The following is an 18,163-nucleotide window of genomic DNA, read 5'->3' on the forward strand; positions in this document are numbered from 1 at the left end:
TCCAGATTAATACTCTTCGAAAATCATCTTATCCGTTGTCAACTTGCCTTGGTGAACTCCAGTTCTACCTTCGGCGTCGTTTCCTAGGCTACTTTTGATTTTCATTGAGTATAAGCAACGAATCTGAATGTGAGGTTCATTCAATATAAATCTAAATTTCATAAAGAACTAAGAAACTGTAGTCACAAGCAAGCTACCTTAATTAGCTCAAATGCCGAGCTGTGAATACAGGTTCTAACCCCCAATCCTGAACAATATGATTGACTGCCTCCGAAACTTCCACATAAAAATTTTTCAAAGGAGTCTGAATGACAAAACAATCACTTACACACCATGCATCACGCTTTTCTATCCGAAAATATTCTTTCGGTGCTGCCTCAGTCCTGCTGGCAACTGTCAGTCTGCTAAATGCCCAACTGGTTGCGGCTAATACGACAGCTTCTACCACCAATCCTTCTACGGCACAAGCAGGTAGCCCAGTTCAAACGAGTCAGGCAAGTCAAACAAGTACTGAAACAAGTACATCTTCTACTAATACAAACCAAGCCAGCCAGCAAACGACTGCTACAAAGACCAGTGATGCAGGAATAATTTCCAAGCCACAAGAAGTGATTACCCCACAAACAAATACAAGTACGATACAAGCCGTAGCTCCTGCAACTACCAGCAGTAGCTCTGCCATTTCCCAAAACCAAGCCAGAACCGTAACAATCCCGCAAACAGCTGGGACAAGCAATACCACGACAAATACTGGGACCGCGCGCACTGCGGTCGATCCAAGTAACCAAACGCGAACAGCTAGCACAACAACCACATCTGCAGCCCTTGGGGACAACTATCCCTATAAAATTGGCTGGCAGGTCGACCCTTGGGGAATGTACACACGCCAGTGCACATCCTTCGTCGCCTTCCGCCTCAGTACTACAAACGGCTTTACCCTACCGCGTGCTTACGGTAATGCCGATGTTTGGGGTTACCGCGCCCAACGTGAAGGCTACCGCGTAGACATGAACCCTGCCATCGGCTCTGTTGCTTGGTGGAATAGCATGCACGTGGCCTGGGTATCCGCTATCAATGGTGATATGGTAGAGATTGAAGAATATAATTTTAACTATAATGAAAGTTACAATAAACGCTGGATTCATAAAAATTCAGTCAGCGGCTATATTCATTTCAAGGACTTGACCGGCTATTCTGGAGCGACTACCACTACACCGGTCTCGACGACACCAACCAAGCCTGCAAGTTCAACAACCAACCTAGCTCCAAGCGGAACCTACACTTTCACCGCCCAAACCGCCATCAAGGCTGAGGCAAAAATAGCTAGTCCAACCTTGGCAAACTATCAAGCAGGGCAAAGCGTTAACTACGACCGTGTCTTGGAAGCAGACGGCTACCAGTGGATTAGCTACCTCAGCTTTGCTGGAAATCGTCGCTATATACCGATTAAAAGATTGACAACAACCGCTACTACTACGACCACATCTACTCCAAAACCTGCACCAACCAGCCCAAGCACACCGGCCCTACCTTCGTCGGGCACCTATACCTTCAAGAACCGATTGGCCATTCGAAATCAAGCTAGTTTATCAGCTTCAATTCTAGCCTACTATAACGTCGGTCAAAGCGTCAACTATGACCGAATCGTCCAGGCAGAAGGCAAGCAGTGGTTGAGCTACTTATCCTATTCTGGTGCTCGTCGCTACATTGCCCTACCTTAAGCAACAAAAAATGCACACGCTACATCAGCTGTGCATTTTCTAATTATTAGATATCGGTTGCATTGGTTGCTGCATTTGGCTTTTCCTTGGGCTTACGCAAATGGAAAAATACAGTCACACCAAAATAGATAGCAAACAAGACAATATTGACAATATAGCCTCCCATCAAGGTTGCAGATGTTCCTTGGCGGGTCAATTCATCCGTGAAGATAGAGACTAAGCCCTTACCACCAATAAAGGCGTAGGTGTTAAATAACAAGGCTCCAAAGACATAACCGAGATAGGTAAAGGAGGCCTGCTCGTTCTTTTTCATGAAGAGGAAGACGATTGTTGCTACTACGGTCAACAGCAAAAGCGCTGCCAGAACCTTATTGATAAGATTTGTTTGGAAACCGATAGCCTCCTTGGTATAGATGAGGAAGTTTTCGTCTATACTTGGAGCACTTTGCACCAGTTGAAGCATGGCTTCCTCATTATAATGTGAGAAAAATGCATTGTAGACCCGCAAGAGACTGGCAATAGCTGATAGAGCTACAAAAATATAGAGATGAATTGGTCTTTTCATAAGAATACTCCTTTTTACATTATATTACACGCTTATATTTGTTTTGTCAATATAATTTTGATATAATAATCACAAAGAAGGGCTTTGAGATGAAAAAATTACCGACCTATGCAGGAATAGCAATTTTTGTAACAACTTTGCTGATAAACTGGCTTCTCCCAAGCGTCTCCAAGGTCCTGAACAGCCTACTGGCTCTTGCGGTTCTAGCTTGGCTGCTCTACCTGATTTATTAGTGGGTCAGCTACTGGCTCTATGTCCGTAAACAGAAGAAATAAGAACAATCTCCTCTAAGTTCGACCTAGAGGAGATGATTTTTATTTAGAGGCAATATTTTGGAAAAAGTCAAATTGGCGATAGGTCAGATTTTCCGGTAAGGTCAAATCTACATCGTCTTCCACATCTGCCACAGTTAATTCCACATCCAAGGGCAAATCCTTCAGTCTATAACGTCTGATTACGCGCCCCTCCGCACTGACAAAGTCCAGCAAATACCCATTCACCCGAACTTGATACAACATCAACTTATCCGTTAAATTTTCAATGACCAACATATCCATCTTTCTACGTCCGATCGTATATTCTGGAACTCTATAGTAGTGAAATTTTTTATCCATGTCCAATCTCCTTCATGTCAATGACCACATCTGCTTTTTCCCAGACAGCAGGGTTATGAGTCGCAATGACAATCACACGGTTGTCATTTTTTAGCCCTGTCAAGAGTTGCATGACCTCTTCTGAATTTTTGGGGTCGAGTGCCGCAGTCGGTTCATCGGCCAAAATCAGTGGTGGATTTTTTAAGATAAGCTTGGCCAAGGCAACCCTCTGGGCTTCACCTCCCGATAAGGTATAAACCTTTTGTTCTAAGTCTAAGTAGCCCAAGTTCACCTGCTCCAAAGCTTCATTTTGTAGTCGCTGCCGCTGCTCTTTTTTGACCTTCTGTCCGACAAATCCCAAGTCTAAATTGTCTCCGATTGATTGATTATCCAGGAGACCAATCGTTTGGAAGAGGTAGCCCATGTGATCTCGAAAGAACTGCTGGGAAGCTAGCTTCGACAAATCTTGACCCTGATAATCAATCCGTCCGCCGTCAGCTTTTTCCAACTTGGCCAGCATATTTAGCAAGGTAGTCTTTCCGCTACCGCTTTTTCCAATTAAAGCATAGACCTTGCCCCTTTCCAACGTCAGATGTAAGTTTGAAAAAATCTCCCGTTCTTCAAATCGCTTTTCCAATCCCTGAATTTCAATCATTTTATTGTCCTTTCAACACTGCTACGTTGGCAGTTTGTTCTTTCTTATCTTGTCTTCCCAGTATGACCAGGGCATTTAAGGTGAGCAAGCCTACAGTCAGACCGCTCATAACCACATCTCCTGTCAACCAAGTTGATACCAGCAAGCCCAGTACAAACACACCAGCTTGGCCTAGGAGGTAAGATCCATGAAGTTCATAGAAGGTCATTCCGGCCAAACGCTTGATAAACAGCTCTCGTCTGAATTGTTCAAAATAGAGCAAACTCATCGCATCAAAAAGCAAAACAGCCGTTGCCAGTGTCAATACTGTACCGATGAGAAGCGAATAAAACTCTGTTCGCTTGGTGTTCAAAACGCTGACAAAGGCCAACCGCTGATTCACCAAATAGGATACCCAGTTATAAACACCCTGCTCTTTCATGACTTCAATAGTCGCCTCATAGCCTACAAACTTCATCCCTAAATCCAGACTAGTTCCCCAGAACATATCCGAAACTGGTGTCGCACCTGTTGACTCAGGAGTCAAAACAACAATAATCGGGTCTGTCAGATATTGGGTCTGGCTCCGATCGCCATCATTGTAGAGAAACCGCTCTTGACCACTGTCTGTAAAGGCCAGACTTATCTTGGTAGCGAACATCTGTTGGCTGTTACTTTCTAGGCTTTGTCGGGAAAATGCCTCTAATTCTGTCTGGAACATATTTTGTACTTGCTCAGCTTGTTCTCGCAAGCTAGCTGGTAAAATCAAACCATACTCACCCAGGCTCAGATGATTCATTTCCTCCAAGAAGGCTTGGTCTACCATCACTCCCTGCTCTGTCAGATAGCGAGGAGATACGTAGATGACATTGCCACGAGGATTATAATCCGTCAGGCGATTGCCCTCAGGATCCACCTCGCCACCGAAGGCGTACTGGTCGACATTGCTTTTCACAAAGAGGGCTTCTGTCGTCTCTAGCTGTACTTTCGCAAACTCTCGCCACTTTTTATTCTGCTGGGCCACTTCCTCCTCGGTCATCATAGCAGAGCTGTAACTAAAAACAGATTTGTAATAATCATCTCTCAATGCCCATTCTTCCTGTGCCTGTTCAAGCAAGCGAATTTCCTGATAGCCCTGCAATAGACGGCTAGAGCTAAAACCTACTACCAAAATAGCCAGAAGTTGCCCAACCATCATCATAGCCAACATCCGTTTGAGAGGAAGTTTTCCCTTGAGCAAATCAACCAAGCTATTTTGCCTCAACCCCAGGAAATACACTAGGCTAAGTAGGACAGAAATACTAGCAAGAGCCAGTGCATAGAGGAAAAGCCCCAGGAAAAAGACCTGCAAGATGGATAGTAAAAATCCAGCTTGAAGATAGAGAATAAGAGGTCCGATTATAGCCCCCACCGATGTAGCCATCACAATCTGACGAATATCCTCCCATAAAGGTCGAGCCACCACCTGTAAGAAACTTTCACCTGAAATCAGACGAATTCCTGCAAATCGTAAGGTCTTAATCCGATAGATTAAGGTGAGAGCCATGAAGGTCAAGAGAAAGACAAAGAAACTCAGCATGGCTACTTCTGAAACGACTGTGGATAGGAAGATGCTAAAGAGAGAATAGCCATGATGGACCATGCCACTGTAACCCAGTGATTCCAAGCTTTCTTTCAAGACTTGGTTGTCCAAATCTCCTGAAACAATCAGATAAGTACTAACCAAGTCGCTGGTTTCAGCACTTTCCTTGGAGGAAACGGTCAAACCTTCTGGAACCTGTCCGCTACCATAGATGGCGTAGGTAAAACTGGTTTCCCCAGAAGCATTAGGCTCGACAATCCGTCTAGCAATCACACTCTTATGTTCCTCTGCCAAGTCGGTCAAGACCTCTGTCACCTGGTCACGATTGGCTGTCTGTCTATTGGTATCTTTCCCGATGACATCCACTGCCTGATAAGAACCAAACTCTACAAGACTAACCTGACCAGCCAAAGAAATACCCAGGTAAATCGCTACCAATACAGTCGACACTAGAATAAATAAACGTTTCATCATCTCCTCCAAAGAATTGCTTGGAACTACAAGAGTAGTTCCAAGCAAAGTGTACTGTGTTAATAGTTATAATAGAAAGCTGCTTGCTCTCCAAGTTTTGTACTAATCCATGCACGAGAGGTCTGTCCTGCCTGTGCGTACCCTTTACTTGAGGCTCCAGTCCATCGACTTACCACTGTTGAACTATGGTAGCGACTACCGTGGTAATAGTTTGAATAGGCACCACCATTTGCTGCTCCGTATGTCCAAACTCCACCACCAGGATACTGTACAGCCGCTGAAGCCACTGCTGTTCCGCCAATTGTTGCTGCAAGTCCCGCGATGAGTGCAAATTTTTTAAGTGTCTTTTTCATTCATATTTTCTCCTTTGTATTTTCAATTTTATTGTTTATTTTTTAGGTCTAATTCCTTTCACGAAATAATACACCTTTTCAAAAAATACATCTCATTTACTATCCTCGCTTTATCCACCAACCTGAAATATCCAAAATTTTGAAATAGCCAAACATACTTTCTTAACTCCTTTAATTTTATTTACATTATGACTATATCGACTTTCTACAAAATCACCAATGACAGCAATGTCATCAAAAAATACTCTTCAAACCCTAAAAAGTAATAAAGAGATAGAAAAAGACCTAAAAGACGAACAATCTCATCTTTTAGGTCTTTCAGCGATGACATTTATGTCACCGATAAATTATAGTTACAAATATTTTTTCAAATCTTCTTGCCATTGCTTTTCTAACATGGTTACCAAATGTGTATCTTCAATCATATCAGCAAATAGTTTTGCTTTTTGATAGAACCCTTCTGCCAAACTATACTTATTCTCCATAACAAGAGCATGTTTCCAATGCAACATAAGTAAAATAGGTTTCTTTTGAAAATCCTGCGTTTTCTCCATTATTTCTTGAAGACAAGCAATATAAAGGTCAAAAAATTCATAGGACTCCAGCATATCCAAACAAGCCAGACCTGAAAAAATAACATTACTCAGAAGAAATAATTGCTCTGGCTGAACAAGATTGACATGCTTTATTAAACGCGATAAGAACGATTGCAACTTGCCAATTTCTGATAACTGATTTTTCTTGTTTTTTATATGTGCAAATACACTAACGAAATACAGACTAATCAGTTCTAAATCCTTCAACGAAAAGACTTCTTTCTCCTCAAGTTCAGGTAAATACGTTTCTAATAAGGCTACCGCATATTCTGGATGTTGTGTGCGAATAACATCCAAAATCGCTCTTGACGTTTCAACCCACACCGTTTCCTCTGGTGGTAATTGTTCACAATACAGTTCTTCTATTTCATCAAGGTATTGTTCCTTTTTATCCAACACCTCCACCTTATTATATATCGGCTCCCGCAACAACTTGTACTTGAGTTCCAGATAGCCCTGTGGCAATTCCTTATAGTCTGGCATTAGGCTATAGGCTGGAATGCCTAAACGCTGGGCAATGTACTCTAACTTAGGTATAGAGGGCTGCGATTGACCACTTTCTATCCGAGCTAATTGCCGTACCGTCAACTCGGATTCATCTCCACAAAAATCTGGACGGCTCAGCCCCTTTTCTAGCCTCAGTTGCTCGATTTTTTGCCCTAAAGTCATGTCACCCCTCCTCCTACCAATATTTTTTCAAATCCTTCTGCCACTCCTCTGCTAATTTCTGTGCCAGATAGTCATTTCCAATGACCTGAGCAAACGATTTGGCTGACTGGTAGACTTTTTCAGCTTTTTCATAATCTTCCTCTAATTTCAAAGCCGCTTTCCATTCCAGCATAAACAAGAGAGGTTTCTTTTGATAATCTTGCGTCTCTTCCATTATTCCACGAAGACAATCAATATAGATAGGGGCATCGTCATAATATTCTATCAGTTCAAAGCAGGCAAGCCCTGAGATAATCGCATCTCTTAAATAAAAAGTATCTTCTAATCGAACAAATGTCTGACTGTTGGCTAGTTTTTTCATTAAATACGAGATAGATTCAAAGTTGTTTTGAACTCTACTGACTGTATTCTCTCCTATTGTTTGCTGGACAAAAAAGAGCCGAATAAGAATCAAGTCATTGACATCACACACTTTCTTTGCCATAAGAAGTGGTAAGTTTTCTGTCAATAGAGCTACTGCATAATCTGGTTGATTGGTCCGCACCATATCAACCATAGCCTGCATAGCCTCACAGATAAGCTGCTCAGTCTTAGGTAGTTCTTCAAAATAGGTATTATATATGGTTTCGATATACCCATCCTGTTTATCCAACACCTCGACCTTATTATATATCGGCTCCCGCAACAACTTGTACTTGAGTTCCAAATAACCTTGTGGCAATTCCTTATAGTCTGGCATCAGGCTATAGGCTGGAATGCCTAAACGCTGGGCAATGTACTCTAATTTAGGTATAGAAGGCTGCGATTGACCACTTTCTATCCGAGCTAATTGCCGTACCGTCAACTCGGATTCATCTCCACAAAAATCTGGACGGCTCAGTCCCTTTTCTAGCCTCAGTTGCTCGATTTTTTGTCCTAAATCCATACCAGCCCCCCACTGCACCTATTTATCCTTACCTAAACAGTATACCACATCTTGCAAGACTTTACAAAAAACACCAGCCTAAGCTGATGTTCCTGTGGTTTCTTATTCACTAGCTGTTACAAGAACATTCTCACGTCGGTAGGTGACGGTCAAGTCCAGCAAGTTGGCTTCTACTGCTGGTGTCAGCTGGTCTGCTGTCATTCGCCAAGTCCAGTTACCACCGAGGGTGTTTGGTAGGTTCATGCGGGCAGTCCCGTCCAATTCTAGCAAATCTTGCATGGTCACAATCGTCATAAAGGCTGGTGAGCCAAAGAGAAGACGGAAGAGGGCATGGTGGATACTTTCACCTACTGATCGATTGCTGTATTTGTCTAAGAACGCTCTGGATTCTGGGGTTGTTTCCCTTTCGTACCAACCGCTAATTGTATCGTTATCGTGGGTGCCTGTATAGGCAACAACATTATTGCGGTGGTTGTGCGGCATCTCAATGCTGTCACCCTCAGGGTCGAAGGCAAACTGCAAGACTTTCATGCCTGGGAAACCAGTCCAATCGCGTAATTGAATCACCTTATCTGTGACAGAGCCCAAATCTTCCGCGATGATATTCAAATCGCCCAGCTCGCGTTTTATGGTATCGAACAATTCAAAGCCCGGCGCCTCAACACGATAGCCGTTGACAGCCGTTTCTTCGCCCGCAGGAATTTCCCAGAAAGAGGCAAAGCCGATAAAGTGGTCGATGCGGACCATATCGTAGATTTTAAAGGATTCGCGCAAACGAGCAACCCACCAAGTAAAACCATCTGCTTTCATGGCCTCCCAATCGTAAATCGGATTGCCCCAAAGCTGACCGATTTCTGAAAAGGCATCTGGTGGACAACCCGCAACTACGCTCGGTTTCCCTTCTTCGTCCGTCTTAAAGAAATGTGGATTGGCCCACATATCAGCAGAATCTGCCGCGATATAAATGGGCATATCCCCAACAAACTCAATCCCTTTGGCATTGGCGTAAGCCTTCAAAGCCTGCCACTGCTTAAAGAATAAATACTGGGTGATGCGGTGGTAATCGATGCGTTCCACCAAGAGATGACGGTAGTATTCCAAGGTATCATGATAGCGCAAACGTGCCCCCTGATCCTCCCAATCAATCCAGGACTTGTTGTCAAAATGCTCCTTGATAGCCATATATTCTGCAAAAGTATGGATCCAAAAATCATTTTCACCCAAGAAATTCCAATAGTCTTGTGGCAAACCAGCCTCTTTCATACTGGCAACAACCTGCTCCAAAATCGGACGGCGGGCAGTAAAAACTTTGGCATAATCTACTTCTTTTGCACTCTGACCAAAGTCAATACCCTGCACATCTTTCTCTGTCAACCAGCCCTCTTCAATCAGTAGGTCCAAGTCAATAAAGTGCGTATTCCCTGCAAAGGCTGAAAATGATTGATAGGGAGAATCACCGTAACTGGTGGTTCCCAATGGCAAAATCTGCCAGTAACGTTGCTTGGTTCGTACCAAAAAGTCTACAAATTCATAGGCTGATTTCCCCATGGAGCCGATGCCATAGGCACCTGGCAATGATGAAATGTGCATGAGTACTCCACTTTGTCTCACTTTCATATTTTTCTCCTTTATAATGAATGGTTATCTGCGTCAGGGCGCAAACGATTGCTTGCCATCTATTATACTATGTAAACGGTAACAAATCAAGTTCTTTCAAAAATTCCTATGAAAATTTGCTCAATAAATCACTAGCTTCGAACTCTAAAGAGTGATAATAAAAGACTTTTTCTGTGCTGAATTCATTAGCAGAAAAAAATTTTAAAAATTTTTATAAAAACGCTTGCAAACGTTTTTATAATGGTGTATAATTAATTCACGTTAGGAAATCGTTTGCACAAGCAAGCGATAACATCAAAACTTTATTCTTGGAGGGAATAATATGAAACTCAATTTGCTCAAGAGCGTTGCTCTTCTCGCTGCATCAACTGCTGTTTTGGCTGCTTGTTCAAATTCAAGCTCGTCAAGCTCATCTGATTCTGCTGAAGCAGGAAAAGAATTGACCATCTACGTTGAAGGTCAGTACGAAAGCTACATTAACGAAGCCAAAGCTGCCTTTGAAGAAGAAAATGGTGTAACCGTTACAGTTAAAACAGGTGATGCCCTCACAGGTCTTGACAACCTTTCATTGGACAACCAATCTGGTTCGGCTCCAGACGTCATGATGGCACCATACGACCGCGTAGGTAGCCTTGGTTCAGAAGGTCAATTGTCTGAGTTGACATTGGCTGACACTAGCAAGACAGACGATACGACTAAAGCACTTGTAAGCAACGGTGGTAAGGTTTACGGATCACCAGCTGTTATCGAGACATTGGTTCTTTACTATAACAAAGACCTCTTGTCAGAAGCTCCAAAAACCTTTGCGGATCTTGAAAAATTGGCAGAAGACAGCAAGTACGCTTTTGAAGGGGAAGATGGTAAAACAACTGCCTTCCTAGCTGACTGGACAAACTTCTACTACACTTACGGTTTGCTTGGCGGTTACGGCGGTTATGTATTTGGTGCTAACGGTACGGATCCAAAAGACATCGGTTTGGCTAACGACGGTGCTATCAAGGCGATTGAATACGCTAAAACTTGGTATGAAAAATGGCCTCAAGGTCTCCAAGACAGTTCAGCTGCTAATAACTTGATCAACACACAATTCACAGACGGTAAGGCAGCAGCAATCATCGAAGGTCCTTGGAAAGCAGCATCTTACAAAGACGCAGGCCTCAATTACGGTGTAGCAACTATCCCAACTCTTGCTGACGGCAAACAGTACACTGCATTCGGTGGTGGTAAAGCTTGGATCGTTCCTTCAGGTTCTAAAAACCCTGAATTGGCACAAAAACTCGTTGATTTCTTGACATCAACTGACCAACAAAAAGCCTTCTACGATGCAACCAACGAAATTCCTGCTAACACAGAAGCTCGTGAATACGCAGTTGGCAAAAACGATGAGTTGACTACAGCGGTTATCAACCAATTCGCATCAGCTCAACCAATGCCAAATATCTCAGAAATGAGCACAGTTTGGGAACCAGCTGCTAACATGCTCTTCGAAGCAGCAAGCGGTGCAAAAGACGCTAAAACAGCTGCAACTGACGCTGTGAAATTGATTGAAGATACAATCGCTCAAAAATACAGCAACTAATCAACCATAGAAGTAGGGCTGGGCAAGCGGCCTAGCCCCACTTTTTTGTTAGAAATAACCAGTAATGGTTGTTTCACAAAAGGACTGAAGTACTCGGTTCTTCTGTCAAATAACCATAACACCTAAGGAGACTATGATATGAAACAAAACCCAACCAAAGCCCTCCTGATGTCCCTCCTTCCTGGACTGGGACAGATTTACAACAAGCAGAAAGCCAAAGGCTACATCTTCCTGGGTGTAACTGCCGCTTTTCTAGTCTACTTCATTGCAATAGCAGGTGGAGAAATTGGAAACTTGATTACCCTTGGTAGCCAACGCGGCCGTGACAACTCCCTCTTCATGTTGATCCGTGGTTCCTTCCACCTCATCATTACAGTTGTCTATCTTGCTTTCTACGCCCTAAACCTAAAGGATGCCCACTCTACAGCCAAACGCTGGAATGCTGGTCTACCAGTAGCGACAAGCCTGCAGGACATGATCAAAGGCATCTATGAGAATGGTTTCCCCTATCTCTTGATTATTCCGTCTTACATTGCCATGACCTTTGCTATCATCTTCCCGGTTGTGGTGACTCTTTTCATCGCCTTTACCAACTACGACTTCCAACACCTGCCACCAGGTGCTCTTCTAGACTGGATTGGCTTTACCAACTTTAGCAATATTTGGAAACTCAGCACCTTCCGTGCCGCCTTCGGTTCTGTCCTTGGTTGGACCATTATCTGGGCTCTGGCAGCATCAACAGCACAGATTGTCATTGGTATCTTTACGGCTATCGTTGCCAACCAGCCATTTATCAAGGGCAAACGCATCTTCGGTGTTATCTTCTTGCTCCCTTGGGCAGTACCTGCCTTTGTGACTATCTTGACCTTCAGTAACATGTTCAACGATAGTGTCGGCGCTATCAACACTCAGGTCTTGCCTTTCCTCAGCAAATTCTTGCCATTTATCGATAATTTCCTGATTCCGTGGAAGACCGATCCGTTTTGGACAAAAGTAGCCCTGATCATGATGCAGGCCTGGCTTGGTTTCCCTTATATCTATGTCTTGACCTTGGGTATTTTGCAATCTATTCCAAACGATTTGTACGAGGCTGCCTACATTGATGGTGCAAGTGCCATTCAAAAATTCCGTAGCATTACCTTGCCAATGATCTTGGCAGTGGCTGCTCCTACTCTGATCAGTCAGTACACCTTCAACTTCAACAACTTCTCGATCATCTATCTCTTTAACAATGGTGGTCCTGGTAGTGTCGGTGGTGGTGCTGGTTCAACCGATATCTTGATTTCTTGGATTTACAAATTGACCACAGGTACAGCTCCACAATACTCAATGGCGGCTGCCGTAACCTTGATTATTTCCATGATTGTCATCAGTATTTCCATGATTGCCTTCAAGAAATTAAATGCTTTTGAAATGGAGGATGTATAAGATGAAAATGTCAGTAAGTTTCAAACGCAAACTAGGGCAAACCCTGACCTATCTCTATCTGATTGCCCTGTCTATTATTATCATCTATCCTCTCTTGATTACCATTATGTCTGCCTTTAAGTCAGGGAACGTGGTAGCCTTCAAGTTAGAACCGATAGCACTTACCTTGGACAATTTCAAGGGACTCTTTACCGAAACTCTCTACGGTACCTGGTACCTCAACACGCTGATTATCGCGGTTTTGACAATGCTTATCCAAACCAGTATAGTGGTACTAGCGGGATACGCTTACAGTCGCTATAATTTCATCGCTCGTAAGCAGAGTTTGGTCTTCTTCCTGATTATTCAAATGGTGCCAACCATGGCCGCTCTGACAGCCTTCTTCGTTATGGCCCTCATGCTCAATGCACTCAACCAAAGCTGGTTCCTCATCTTCCTCTATGTTGGTGGTGGTATCCCGATGAACGCTTGGCTCATGAAAGGCTACTTCGATACAGTGCCAATCTCTCTGGATGAATCTGCAAAACTGGACGGTGCTGGTCACTTCAGACGTTTCTGGCAAATCGTTCTGCCATTGGTACGCCCAATGATTGCCGTACAAGCACTCTGGGCCTTCATGGGACCATTTGGAGATTACATCCTCTCCAAATTCTTGCTTCGTGAAAAAGAATTCTATACTGTTGCCGTTGGTCTGCAAACCTTCATCTCAGATGTGAAAAACCTCAAGGTTGCCTATTTTGCAGCAGGGGCTGTTCTCATCGCCCTCCCAATCAGTATTCTATTCTTCTTCCTACAAAAGAACTTTGTATCTGGTTTAACTAGCGGTGGTGATAAGGGGTAGTACCTTATCCCACCTTTTCCCTTTTTCGGTCATATCCTTTGCCTTGACTTGATCGAGAAACCAAGGCTGTTCAGATACAGACTCAACCATAGACACTTCTTCCTAGAAAGGACACTCCATGCTGCCTTATCCATTTTCTTATTTTTCCAGTATTTTCTCTGCTCGGAAAATGTTTGATAACCGTCGCTTGCTGACTCTCTGGCAGCGTCTCTTTACCACCGTCTTTTTGGTGGCCCTCTTGGTCCTGCCGACTTCCTTACAGACCTTGAGTCTAGAAAGCTATCCTTTGGACAATTTTGTCGAGGGTGTTTATGCACCACTGACAGACCAGGTGGTCGAGGATTTACAGCAACATAGCCAGCTGGAAAACAATCAATTGACCTACACAGGACAGGGCATTTCAGACCAAATCACCTTTGGCAATCAAGTCAGCCAGAGCTCGGATTTTTCCTATCAATTTGGCCAGGACATGCTGACCATTCGCAAGGGCAGCGATACCTTGGCTGAGCTGGGTTACACTGGCATGACCGCCGATGATTTTTCTAGTAAGGAAAAGCTAACCAAGGCCATCTCTAAAAATTGGTACCAGGCAAACAAGGCTTTGATTGGGCTGGGTATCAGCCTGGTATCAAGCTTTATCTTGGCAGCCAATCTACTCTTTATCCTCTTGGGGGCCAGTCTCTTTCTCTATCTGACCAAGAAATCTCGTTTCTTCCACTTTGAAACCTTCAAGGAGTGCTATAACTTCGCCCTGAATTGCCTGGGTGTGCCAAGTCTGATTGCCTGCTTGATTGGACTCTTTGGTCAGCCTGTAACAACTATCTTAACCATTCAAAATATCCTCTTTGTCCTCTGTCTCTTGTGGGTATTTTTCAAAACAAAATTCCGTAATCAACTTTAGGAGGTTCCTATGCGTGCAACCATCAAGGACGTAGCCAAACTGGCTGGTGTGTCGCCGTCTACGGTGACCCGCGTCATCCAAAACAGCTCTTCTATTAGTCAAAAAACCAAAGACCTAGTTAGAAAGGCTATGGCGGACCTTAACTACCACCCAAATCTCAATGCTCGTAGTCTGGTTTCCAGCTACACACAAGTGATTGGCTTGATACTTCCTGAAGATTCTGATATCTTCTACCAAAACCCTTTCTTCCCAACAGCCCTGCGTGGCATTTCACAGGTGGCTGCTGACCACAATTATGCGATTCAAATTTCTACGGGAAAAAATGAAGAGCAGCGATTGGAAGCTATTTCTCAGATGGTCTACGGAAAACGAGTTGATGGTCTAATTTTCCTTTATTCCAAGCCAGATGACCCACTGGTCCAGTTAGCCATTCAGCATAAGTTTCCCTTCCTCATTCTCGGTAAGGCAGATTCTCCATTTATCTCCCTAGTCGACAATGACAATATCCAGGCTGGATTTGAAGCGACCAATTACTTTATCAATAAGGGCTACAAGAATATTGCCTTTGTCGCTGGGAACAGGGAATTAGTCGTTTCCCAAGACCGCTATACTGGCTATAAAAACGCCCTCAAATCTCATAATATCCCTCTTGATGAAAACAAGGTCAAGTTTGTGTCTGGTTTCCTATTGGAAGACAGTTCCTACAAGATTTCCAAAAAATTACTCAAACAAGAGATTGATGCTATCGTCACAACCGATACCATGGTGGCAGAAGGGATTGTCAAATACCTCAACGAAGTCGGTACAAAACTCCCTATCATCTCCTTTGACTCTGTCAAACCAAAATTGGATATTGAAGCCTATGTCGATGTCCACGCTATCAAACTAGGACGTGTGGCCTTCAATACCCTGCACCAAATCATTAGCGACAACAAGGAAGACAAGCAGGTCTGCTACCGCCGTGTCATTCCACATACCATTACTGAACTTTAACCTAGAAAGGAGCCGTTCGGCTCATGGCATTAAGACAATTTCAAGCATTTCTAGATGATGTAGCTACTATTCGCTTGGTTATGGAAAAACGATTTGATACCGAGCACATGAGTTTTTCCCTCGAGTCCGACGATGCCACATCTCAACTTTTCATTCATTCCTGTCTAGAGGTAGAAAACCTGGTTCTCTACTATCTGACCAGCCTACACGCCTTAAATTTGGACAAGGACTATGCCATTTACGACCAAGACCGCAATAAAACAGAGCTAGGCTATGGTCATATCGTCCGCTCTGCTATTTTCGAACAAAACTATACCTATGATGGCAGTGATTTGGGGGCAACTTATAGCCCGCAGTCCACAAGCTTCAAACTCTGGGCACCTATCTCCAAGCAGGTATTTTTAGTCCTTGAGGGGACACCATATGCCATGACAAAGGGTTCAAAAGGTGTCTGGCAGGTCACAGTAGAGGGTGATTTGGACAGTCAAAGCTACCACTATCTCCACAAAGTCAATGGCGAGTGGATTTCTGTTCATGACCCCTACGCCCTTTCATCCCAGGCAAACTCTGGCGATAGCTATGTCATCAACCCAAATAAACTCCACAAGGTTCGTCGCGCCAAGACCCAACGACCGATTTCTCAAGCTATTGTCTATGAAATGAGTGTCCGCGACTTCTCTTGGCAGACAGAAGCTGGCTTCAAACACCGTAGCCAATTCCTCGGTCTGACCGAATCACCTGTCTTAGACGGTATGAAACTGGGGATGGACTATATCAAAAACCTGGGCGTTACCCATATTCAACTCCTACCTGTTTATGATTTTGGAAGTATAGATGAAAATAAACCCCAAGCTGTTTATAACTGGGGCTACGACCCTATGCAATACAACCTGCCAGAAGGCTCCTTCTCCAGCCTACCAGATGATCCCTATGCCCGCATTCTAGAACTCCAAGAGGCCATTCAAGCCTATCACGATGCCGATATTTCCGTCAATATGGACGTTGTTTACAACCATGTTTATCATGCTGAGAAATACGCATTTGAGCTAATCGTCCCTGGTTATTTCTACCGTTACAACGAGCATGGTATGCGGACAGATGGAACCTTTTGCGGCAACGATGTCGCTAGCGAACGCAGCATGGTCCGTAACTACATCAAGCAATCCCTCCGCCAATGGACCAGTATCTATGGTTTTGATGGCTTCCGTTTCGACTTGATGGGCATTTTGGACAGCCAAACCATCAACCAAATCCAAGAAGAATTGTCAGCCATTCATCCAAATATCTATCTCTATGGCGAAGGTTGGAAGATGGCAACTGGTCTAGACTATGAAAAACTGGCCCACCAGTACAATGCAGACCAGCTCCCAGAAGTGAGTTTCTTCAACGATGACTATCGTGATACCTTTAAGAAACTATTGCTCAACCCTACCCGTCTAGTTGACAAACAACTACACGAAAAAGTGCAACATCTCCTGACTGGAAGCCGCTACAGCCACTTCATCACACCGCAACAGTCACTTAACTACATCGAGTGTCATGACAATGCGACTGCCTTTGACTACTTCCATATTGAACATCCCGACTGGACACCTCAGCAACAAAAACGAGCTGCTAGCTTTGGTCTACAATTGGTCCTCATTTCTCAAGGGATGGCCTTTATCCATAGCGGACAAGAATTCTTCCGTACCAAAGATGAGATTGATAATAGCTACAATATTCCGGATAGAATCAATCGCCTAGACTGGACACGGGCAATTCGTTATAAGGAACATATTCAATTTATTCAAGAGTTAATTGCCTTCCGGAAGGACAATCCAATTCTCAGCCAGAACAGCTATGAAACCATCCAAGAAACCTGTGACTTCTACTGGTTGACTGAGTATGTCCTCCGCTATCAAGTCACAAATGGCGACAAGACTATCCAGTTTATTATCAACTTTGCGGACAGCGATTTTGTTTTTGAAAATGAGGAAAAACAAACCATTCGTTTCAGCTTCCCACCCGTTGACGATAAAAAAGCCCAACAAATCACGCTTGCTGGACAAAGTATTTGTATTTTGGAAGATAAATAGGACCTGAGACCGATTTCATTTTGGATAAACTCGGTTATACTATAAACAATCCTAAATATTTTTCATATCTCCTTAGAACTCATCAGCTTATGCTGGTGAGTTTTTTGCATGATATAAAGCAACCCAGTTCTTGACTGGGTTGTTCATCTTACATTAAGTCTATGATTTTCCGACCAATTCTCTCAATATCATTCTGCATACCTCGAAGTTCAAAGGTATCAATAACAGGGAATCCAAAGCGCTCGGCGTATTGCTTGGCAGTCAAGCAATATTGGTTGTTGAAATTGCGATTGCCTGAACCAACCACACCCAGACAGAGCTCTGCATTGTCCCCAAAAGCGATAAAATCGCCCAGAGGATTGGTCAAAATCTCCACATCTCCGTTATCAACTCCATTTCCGCCCTCCAGATAAGTAGGAAGAAAGGCGACAAAAGGAGCATCCAGCTGGTAAAAGGGAATGTCCTGCTTGACCAGGTCTTTGACATGAACAGTCTCCACCTGCCAGTCGGTCTGGAACTGGAAAAAGTCTTTCAGGCGTTTGACAAAACTCTCTGTATTGCCACTCAGGCTAATATAAACTAGGTAAACGGTTGGTTTCATAAGTCTCCTCTCCGAAGAA

17 protein-coding genes are annotated in these 18,163 nt (G+C 43.7%); 8 read left to right on the forward strand and 9 right to left on the reverse strand.

The features are described from left to right. Positions 1–308: 308 nt before the first annotated feature. A complete protein-coding gene (locus NQZ91_07055) occupies positions 309–1,721 on the forward strand; it encodes an SH3 domain-containing protein (GenBank protein ID UUM57159.1) in 1,413 nt (470 codons plus the stop codon). A 46-nt stretch (positions 1,722–1,767) separates the two neighbouring features. Here the strand turns inward: NQZ91_07055 and NQZ91_07060 are convergent, their stop codons facing one another. Then, positions 1,768–2,286 carry a hypothetical protein gene (locus tag NQZ91_07060; GenBank protein ID UUM57160.1) on the reverse strand — a complete coding sequence of 173 codons (519 nt, stop codon included), beginning with the start codon at positions 2,284–2,286 and terminating at the stop codon, positions 1,768–1,770. An 89-nt stretch (positions 2,287–2,375) separates the two neighbouring features. Here NQZ91_07060 and NQZ91_07065 point away from each other — a divergent pair, with 89 nt between their 5' ends. Continuing rightward, positions 2,376–2,519 (forward strand): hypothetical protein, encoded by a 144-nt coding sequence (locus NQZ91_07065; protein UUM57161.1) that lies wholly within the window; start codon positions 2,376–2,378, stop codon positions 2,517–2,519. A gap of 81 nt (positions 2,520–2,600) precedes the next feature. On the opposite strand, the gene NQZ91_07070 is transcribed toward NQZ91_07065, so the two are convergent. From NQZ91_07070 to malQ, 7 genes are all read right to left on the reverse strand, one after another. Further along, positions 2,601–2,900 carry a hypothetical protein gene (locus tag NQZ91_07070; protein UUM57162.1) on the reverse strand — a complete coding sequence of 100 codons (300 nt, stop codon included), beginning with the start codon at positions 2,898–2,900 and terminating at the stop codon, positions 2,601–2,603. Then, positions 2,893–3,534 (reverse strand): ABC transporter ATP-binding protein, encoded by a 642-nt coding sequence (locus tag NQZ91_07075; protein UUM57163.1) that lies wholly within the window; start codon positions 3,532–3,534, stop codon positions 2,893–2,895. Before NQZ91_07075 ends, NQZ91_07070 begins: the two co-directional genes overlap by 8 nt. A 1-nt stretch (position 3,535) precedes the next feature. Further along, on the reverse strand, positions 3,536–5,566 hold the full coding sequence (locus NQZ91_07080; protein UUM58834.1) for a DUF1430 domain-containing protein: 2,031 nt from the start codon (positions 5,564–5,566) through the stop codon (positions 3,536–3,538). 59 nt (positions 5,567–5,625) lie between these two features. Then, entirely contained in the window at positions 5,626–5,919 is a 294-nt protein-coding gene (locus NQZ91_07085; protein ID UUM57164.1) for a lactococcin 972 family bacteriocin, read from the reverse strand. A gap of 353 nt (positions 5,920–6,272) precedes the next feature. Continuing rightward, positions 6,273–7,184 carry a helix-turn-helix domain-containing protein gene (locus NQZ91_07090; protein UUM57165.1) on the reverse strand — a complete coding sequence of 304 codons (912 nt, stop codon included), beginning with the start codon at positions 7,182–7,184 and terminating at the stop codon, positions 6,273–6,275. 13 nt (positions 7,185–7,197) lie between these two features. Next, entirely contained in the window at positions 7,198–8,109 is a 912-nt protein-coding gene (locus tag NQZ91_07095; GenBank protein ID UUM57166.1) for a helix-turn-helix domain-containing protein, read from the reverse strand. A gap of 102 nt (positions 8,110–8,211) precedes the next feature. Further along, complete coding sequence (malQ, locus tag NQZ91_07100) at positions 8,212–9,726, reverse strand: 4-alpha-glucanotransferase (protein ID UUM57167.1); 1,515 nt, start codon at positions 9,724–9,726, stop codon at positions 8,212–8,214. 322 nt (positions 9,727–10,048) lie between these two features. Between malQ and NQZ91_07105 the strand changes: the two genes are divergently transcribed. From NQZ91_07105 to pulA, 6 genes are all read left to right on the forward strand, one after another. Continuing rightward, the gene (locus tag NQZ91_07105; GenBank protein UUM57168.1) at positions 10,049–11,305 is read left to right on the forward strand and encodes an extracellular solute-binding protein; all 1,257 of its coding nucleotides are present in this window, start codon (positions 10,049–10,051) and stop codon (positions 11,303–11,305) included. Between the two features lie 138 nt (positions 11,306–11,443). Continuing rightward, entirely contained in the window at positions 11,444–12,733 is a 1,290-nt protein-coding gene (locus NQZ91_07110) for an ABC transporter permease subunit (GenBank protein ID UUM57169.1), read from the forward strand. Between the two features lies 1 nt (position 12,734). Continuing rightward, positions 12,735–13,574: a sugar ABC transporter permease gene (locus NQZ91_07115; protein ID UUM57170.1), complete on the forward strand. Its 840-nt coding sequence runs from the start codon at positions 12,735–12,737 to the stop codon at positions 13,572–13,574. 118 nt (positions 13,575–13,692) lie between these two features. Next, on the forward strand, positions 13,693–14,475 hold the full coding sequence (locus NQZ91_07120) for a hypothetical protein (protein ID UUM57171.1): 783 nt from the start codon (positions 13,693–13,695) through the stop codon (positions 14,473–14,475). Positions 14,476–14,484: 9 nt separating this feature from the next. Continuing rightward, entirely contained in the window at positions 14,485–15,468 is a 984-nt protein-coding gene (locus NQZ91_07125; GenBank protein ID UUM57172.1) for a LacI family DNA-binding transcriptional regulator, read from the forward strand. A gap of 23 nt (positions 15,469–15,491) precedes the next feature. Continuing rightward, positions 15,492–17,543, forward strand: a complete 2,052-nt coding sequence (gene pulA / locus NQZ91_07130; GenBank protein UUM57173.1) for a type I pullulanase — start codon at positions 15,492–15,494, stop codon at positions 17,541–17,543. 148 nt (positions 17,544–17,691) lie between these two features. On the opposite strand, the gene nrdI is transcribed toward pulA, so the two are convergent. Further along, a complete protein-coding gene (gene nrdI, locus NQZ91_07135; GenBank protein UUM57174.1) occupies positions 17,692–18,144 on the reverse strand; it encodes a class Ib ribonucleoside-diphosphate reductase assembly flavoprotein NrdI in 453 nt (150 codons plus the stop codon). Positions 18,145–18,163 lie beyond the last annotated feature (19 nt).

Source organism: Streptococcus suis, assembly GCA_024583055.1.
GTDB lineage: Bacteria > Bacillota > Bacilli > Lactobacillales > Streptococcaceae > Streptococcus > Streptococcus suis_V.

Excerpts from the sequence above, each read along its gene's own strand:
- NQZ91_07055 (UUM57159.1), top strand. The coding sequence starts at position 309 with ATGACAAAACAATCACTTACACACCATGCATCACGCTTTTCTATCCGA.
- NQZ91_07060 (UUM57160.1), bottom strand. The coding sequence starts at position 2,286 with ATGAAAAGACCAATTCATCTCTATATTTTTGTAGCTCTATCAGCTATT.
- NQZ91_07065 (UUM57161.1), top strand. The coding sequence starts at position 2,376 with ATGAAAAAATTACCGACCTATGCAGGAATAGCAATTTTTGTAACAACT.
- NQZ91_07070 (UUM57162.1), bottom strand. The coding sequence starts at position 2,900 with ATGGATAAAAAATTTCACTACTATAGAGTTCCAGAATATACGATCGGA.
- NQZ91_07075 (UUM57163.1), bottom strand. The coding sequence starts at position 3,534 with ATGATTGAAATTCAGGGATTGGAAAAGCGATTTGAAGAACGGGAGATT.
- NQZ91_07080 (UUM58834.1), bottom strand. The coding sequence starts at position 5,566 with ATGAAACGTTTATTTATTCTAGTGTCGACTGTATTGGTAGCGATTTAC.
- NQZ91_07085 (UUM57164.1), bottom strand. The coding sequence starts at position 5,919 with ATGAAAAAGACACTTAAAAAATTTGCACTCATCGCGGGACTTGCAGCA.
- NQZ91_07090 (UUM57165.1), bottom strand. The coding sequence starts at position 7,184 with ATGACTTTAGGGCAAAAAATCGAGCAACTGAGGCTAGAAAAGGGGCTG.
- NQZ91_07095 (UUM57166.1), bottom strand. The coding sequence starts at position 8,109 with ATGGATTTAGGACAAAAAATCGAGCAACTGAGGCTAGAAAAGGGACTG.
- malQ (UUM57167.1), bottom strand. The coding sequence starts at position 9,726 with ATGAAAGTGAGACAAAGTGGAGTACTCATGCACATTTCATCATTGCCA.
- NQZ91_07105 (UUM57168.1), top strand. The coding sequence starts at position 10,049 with ATGAAACTCAATTTGCTCAAGAGCGTTGCTCTTCTCGCTGCATCAACT.
- NQZ91_07110 (UUM57169.1), top strand. The coding sequence starts at position 11,444 with ATGAAACAAAACCCAACCAAAGCCCTCCTGATGTCCCTCCTTCCTGGA.
- NQZ91_07115 (UUM57170.1), top strand. The coding sequence starts at position 12,735 with ATGAAAATGTCAGTAAGTTTCAAACGCAAACTAGGGCAAACCCTGACC.
- NQZ91_07120 (UUM57171.1), top strand. The coding sequence starts at position 13,693 with ATGCTGCCTTATCCATTTTCTTATTTTTCCAGTATTTTCTCTGCTCGG.
- NQZ91_07125 (UUM57172.1), top strand. The coding sequence starts at position 14,485 with ATGCGTGCAACCATCAAGGACGTAGCCAAACTGGCTGGTGTGTCGCCG.
- pulA (UUM57173.1), top strand. The coding sequence starts at position 15,492 with ATGGCATTAAGACAATTTCAAGCATTTCTAGATGATGTAGCTACTATT.
- nrdI (UUM57174.1), bottom strand. The coding sequence starts at position 18,144 with ATGAAACCAACCGTTTACCTAGTTTATATTAGCCTGAGTGGCAATACA.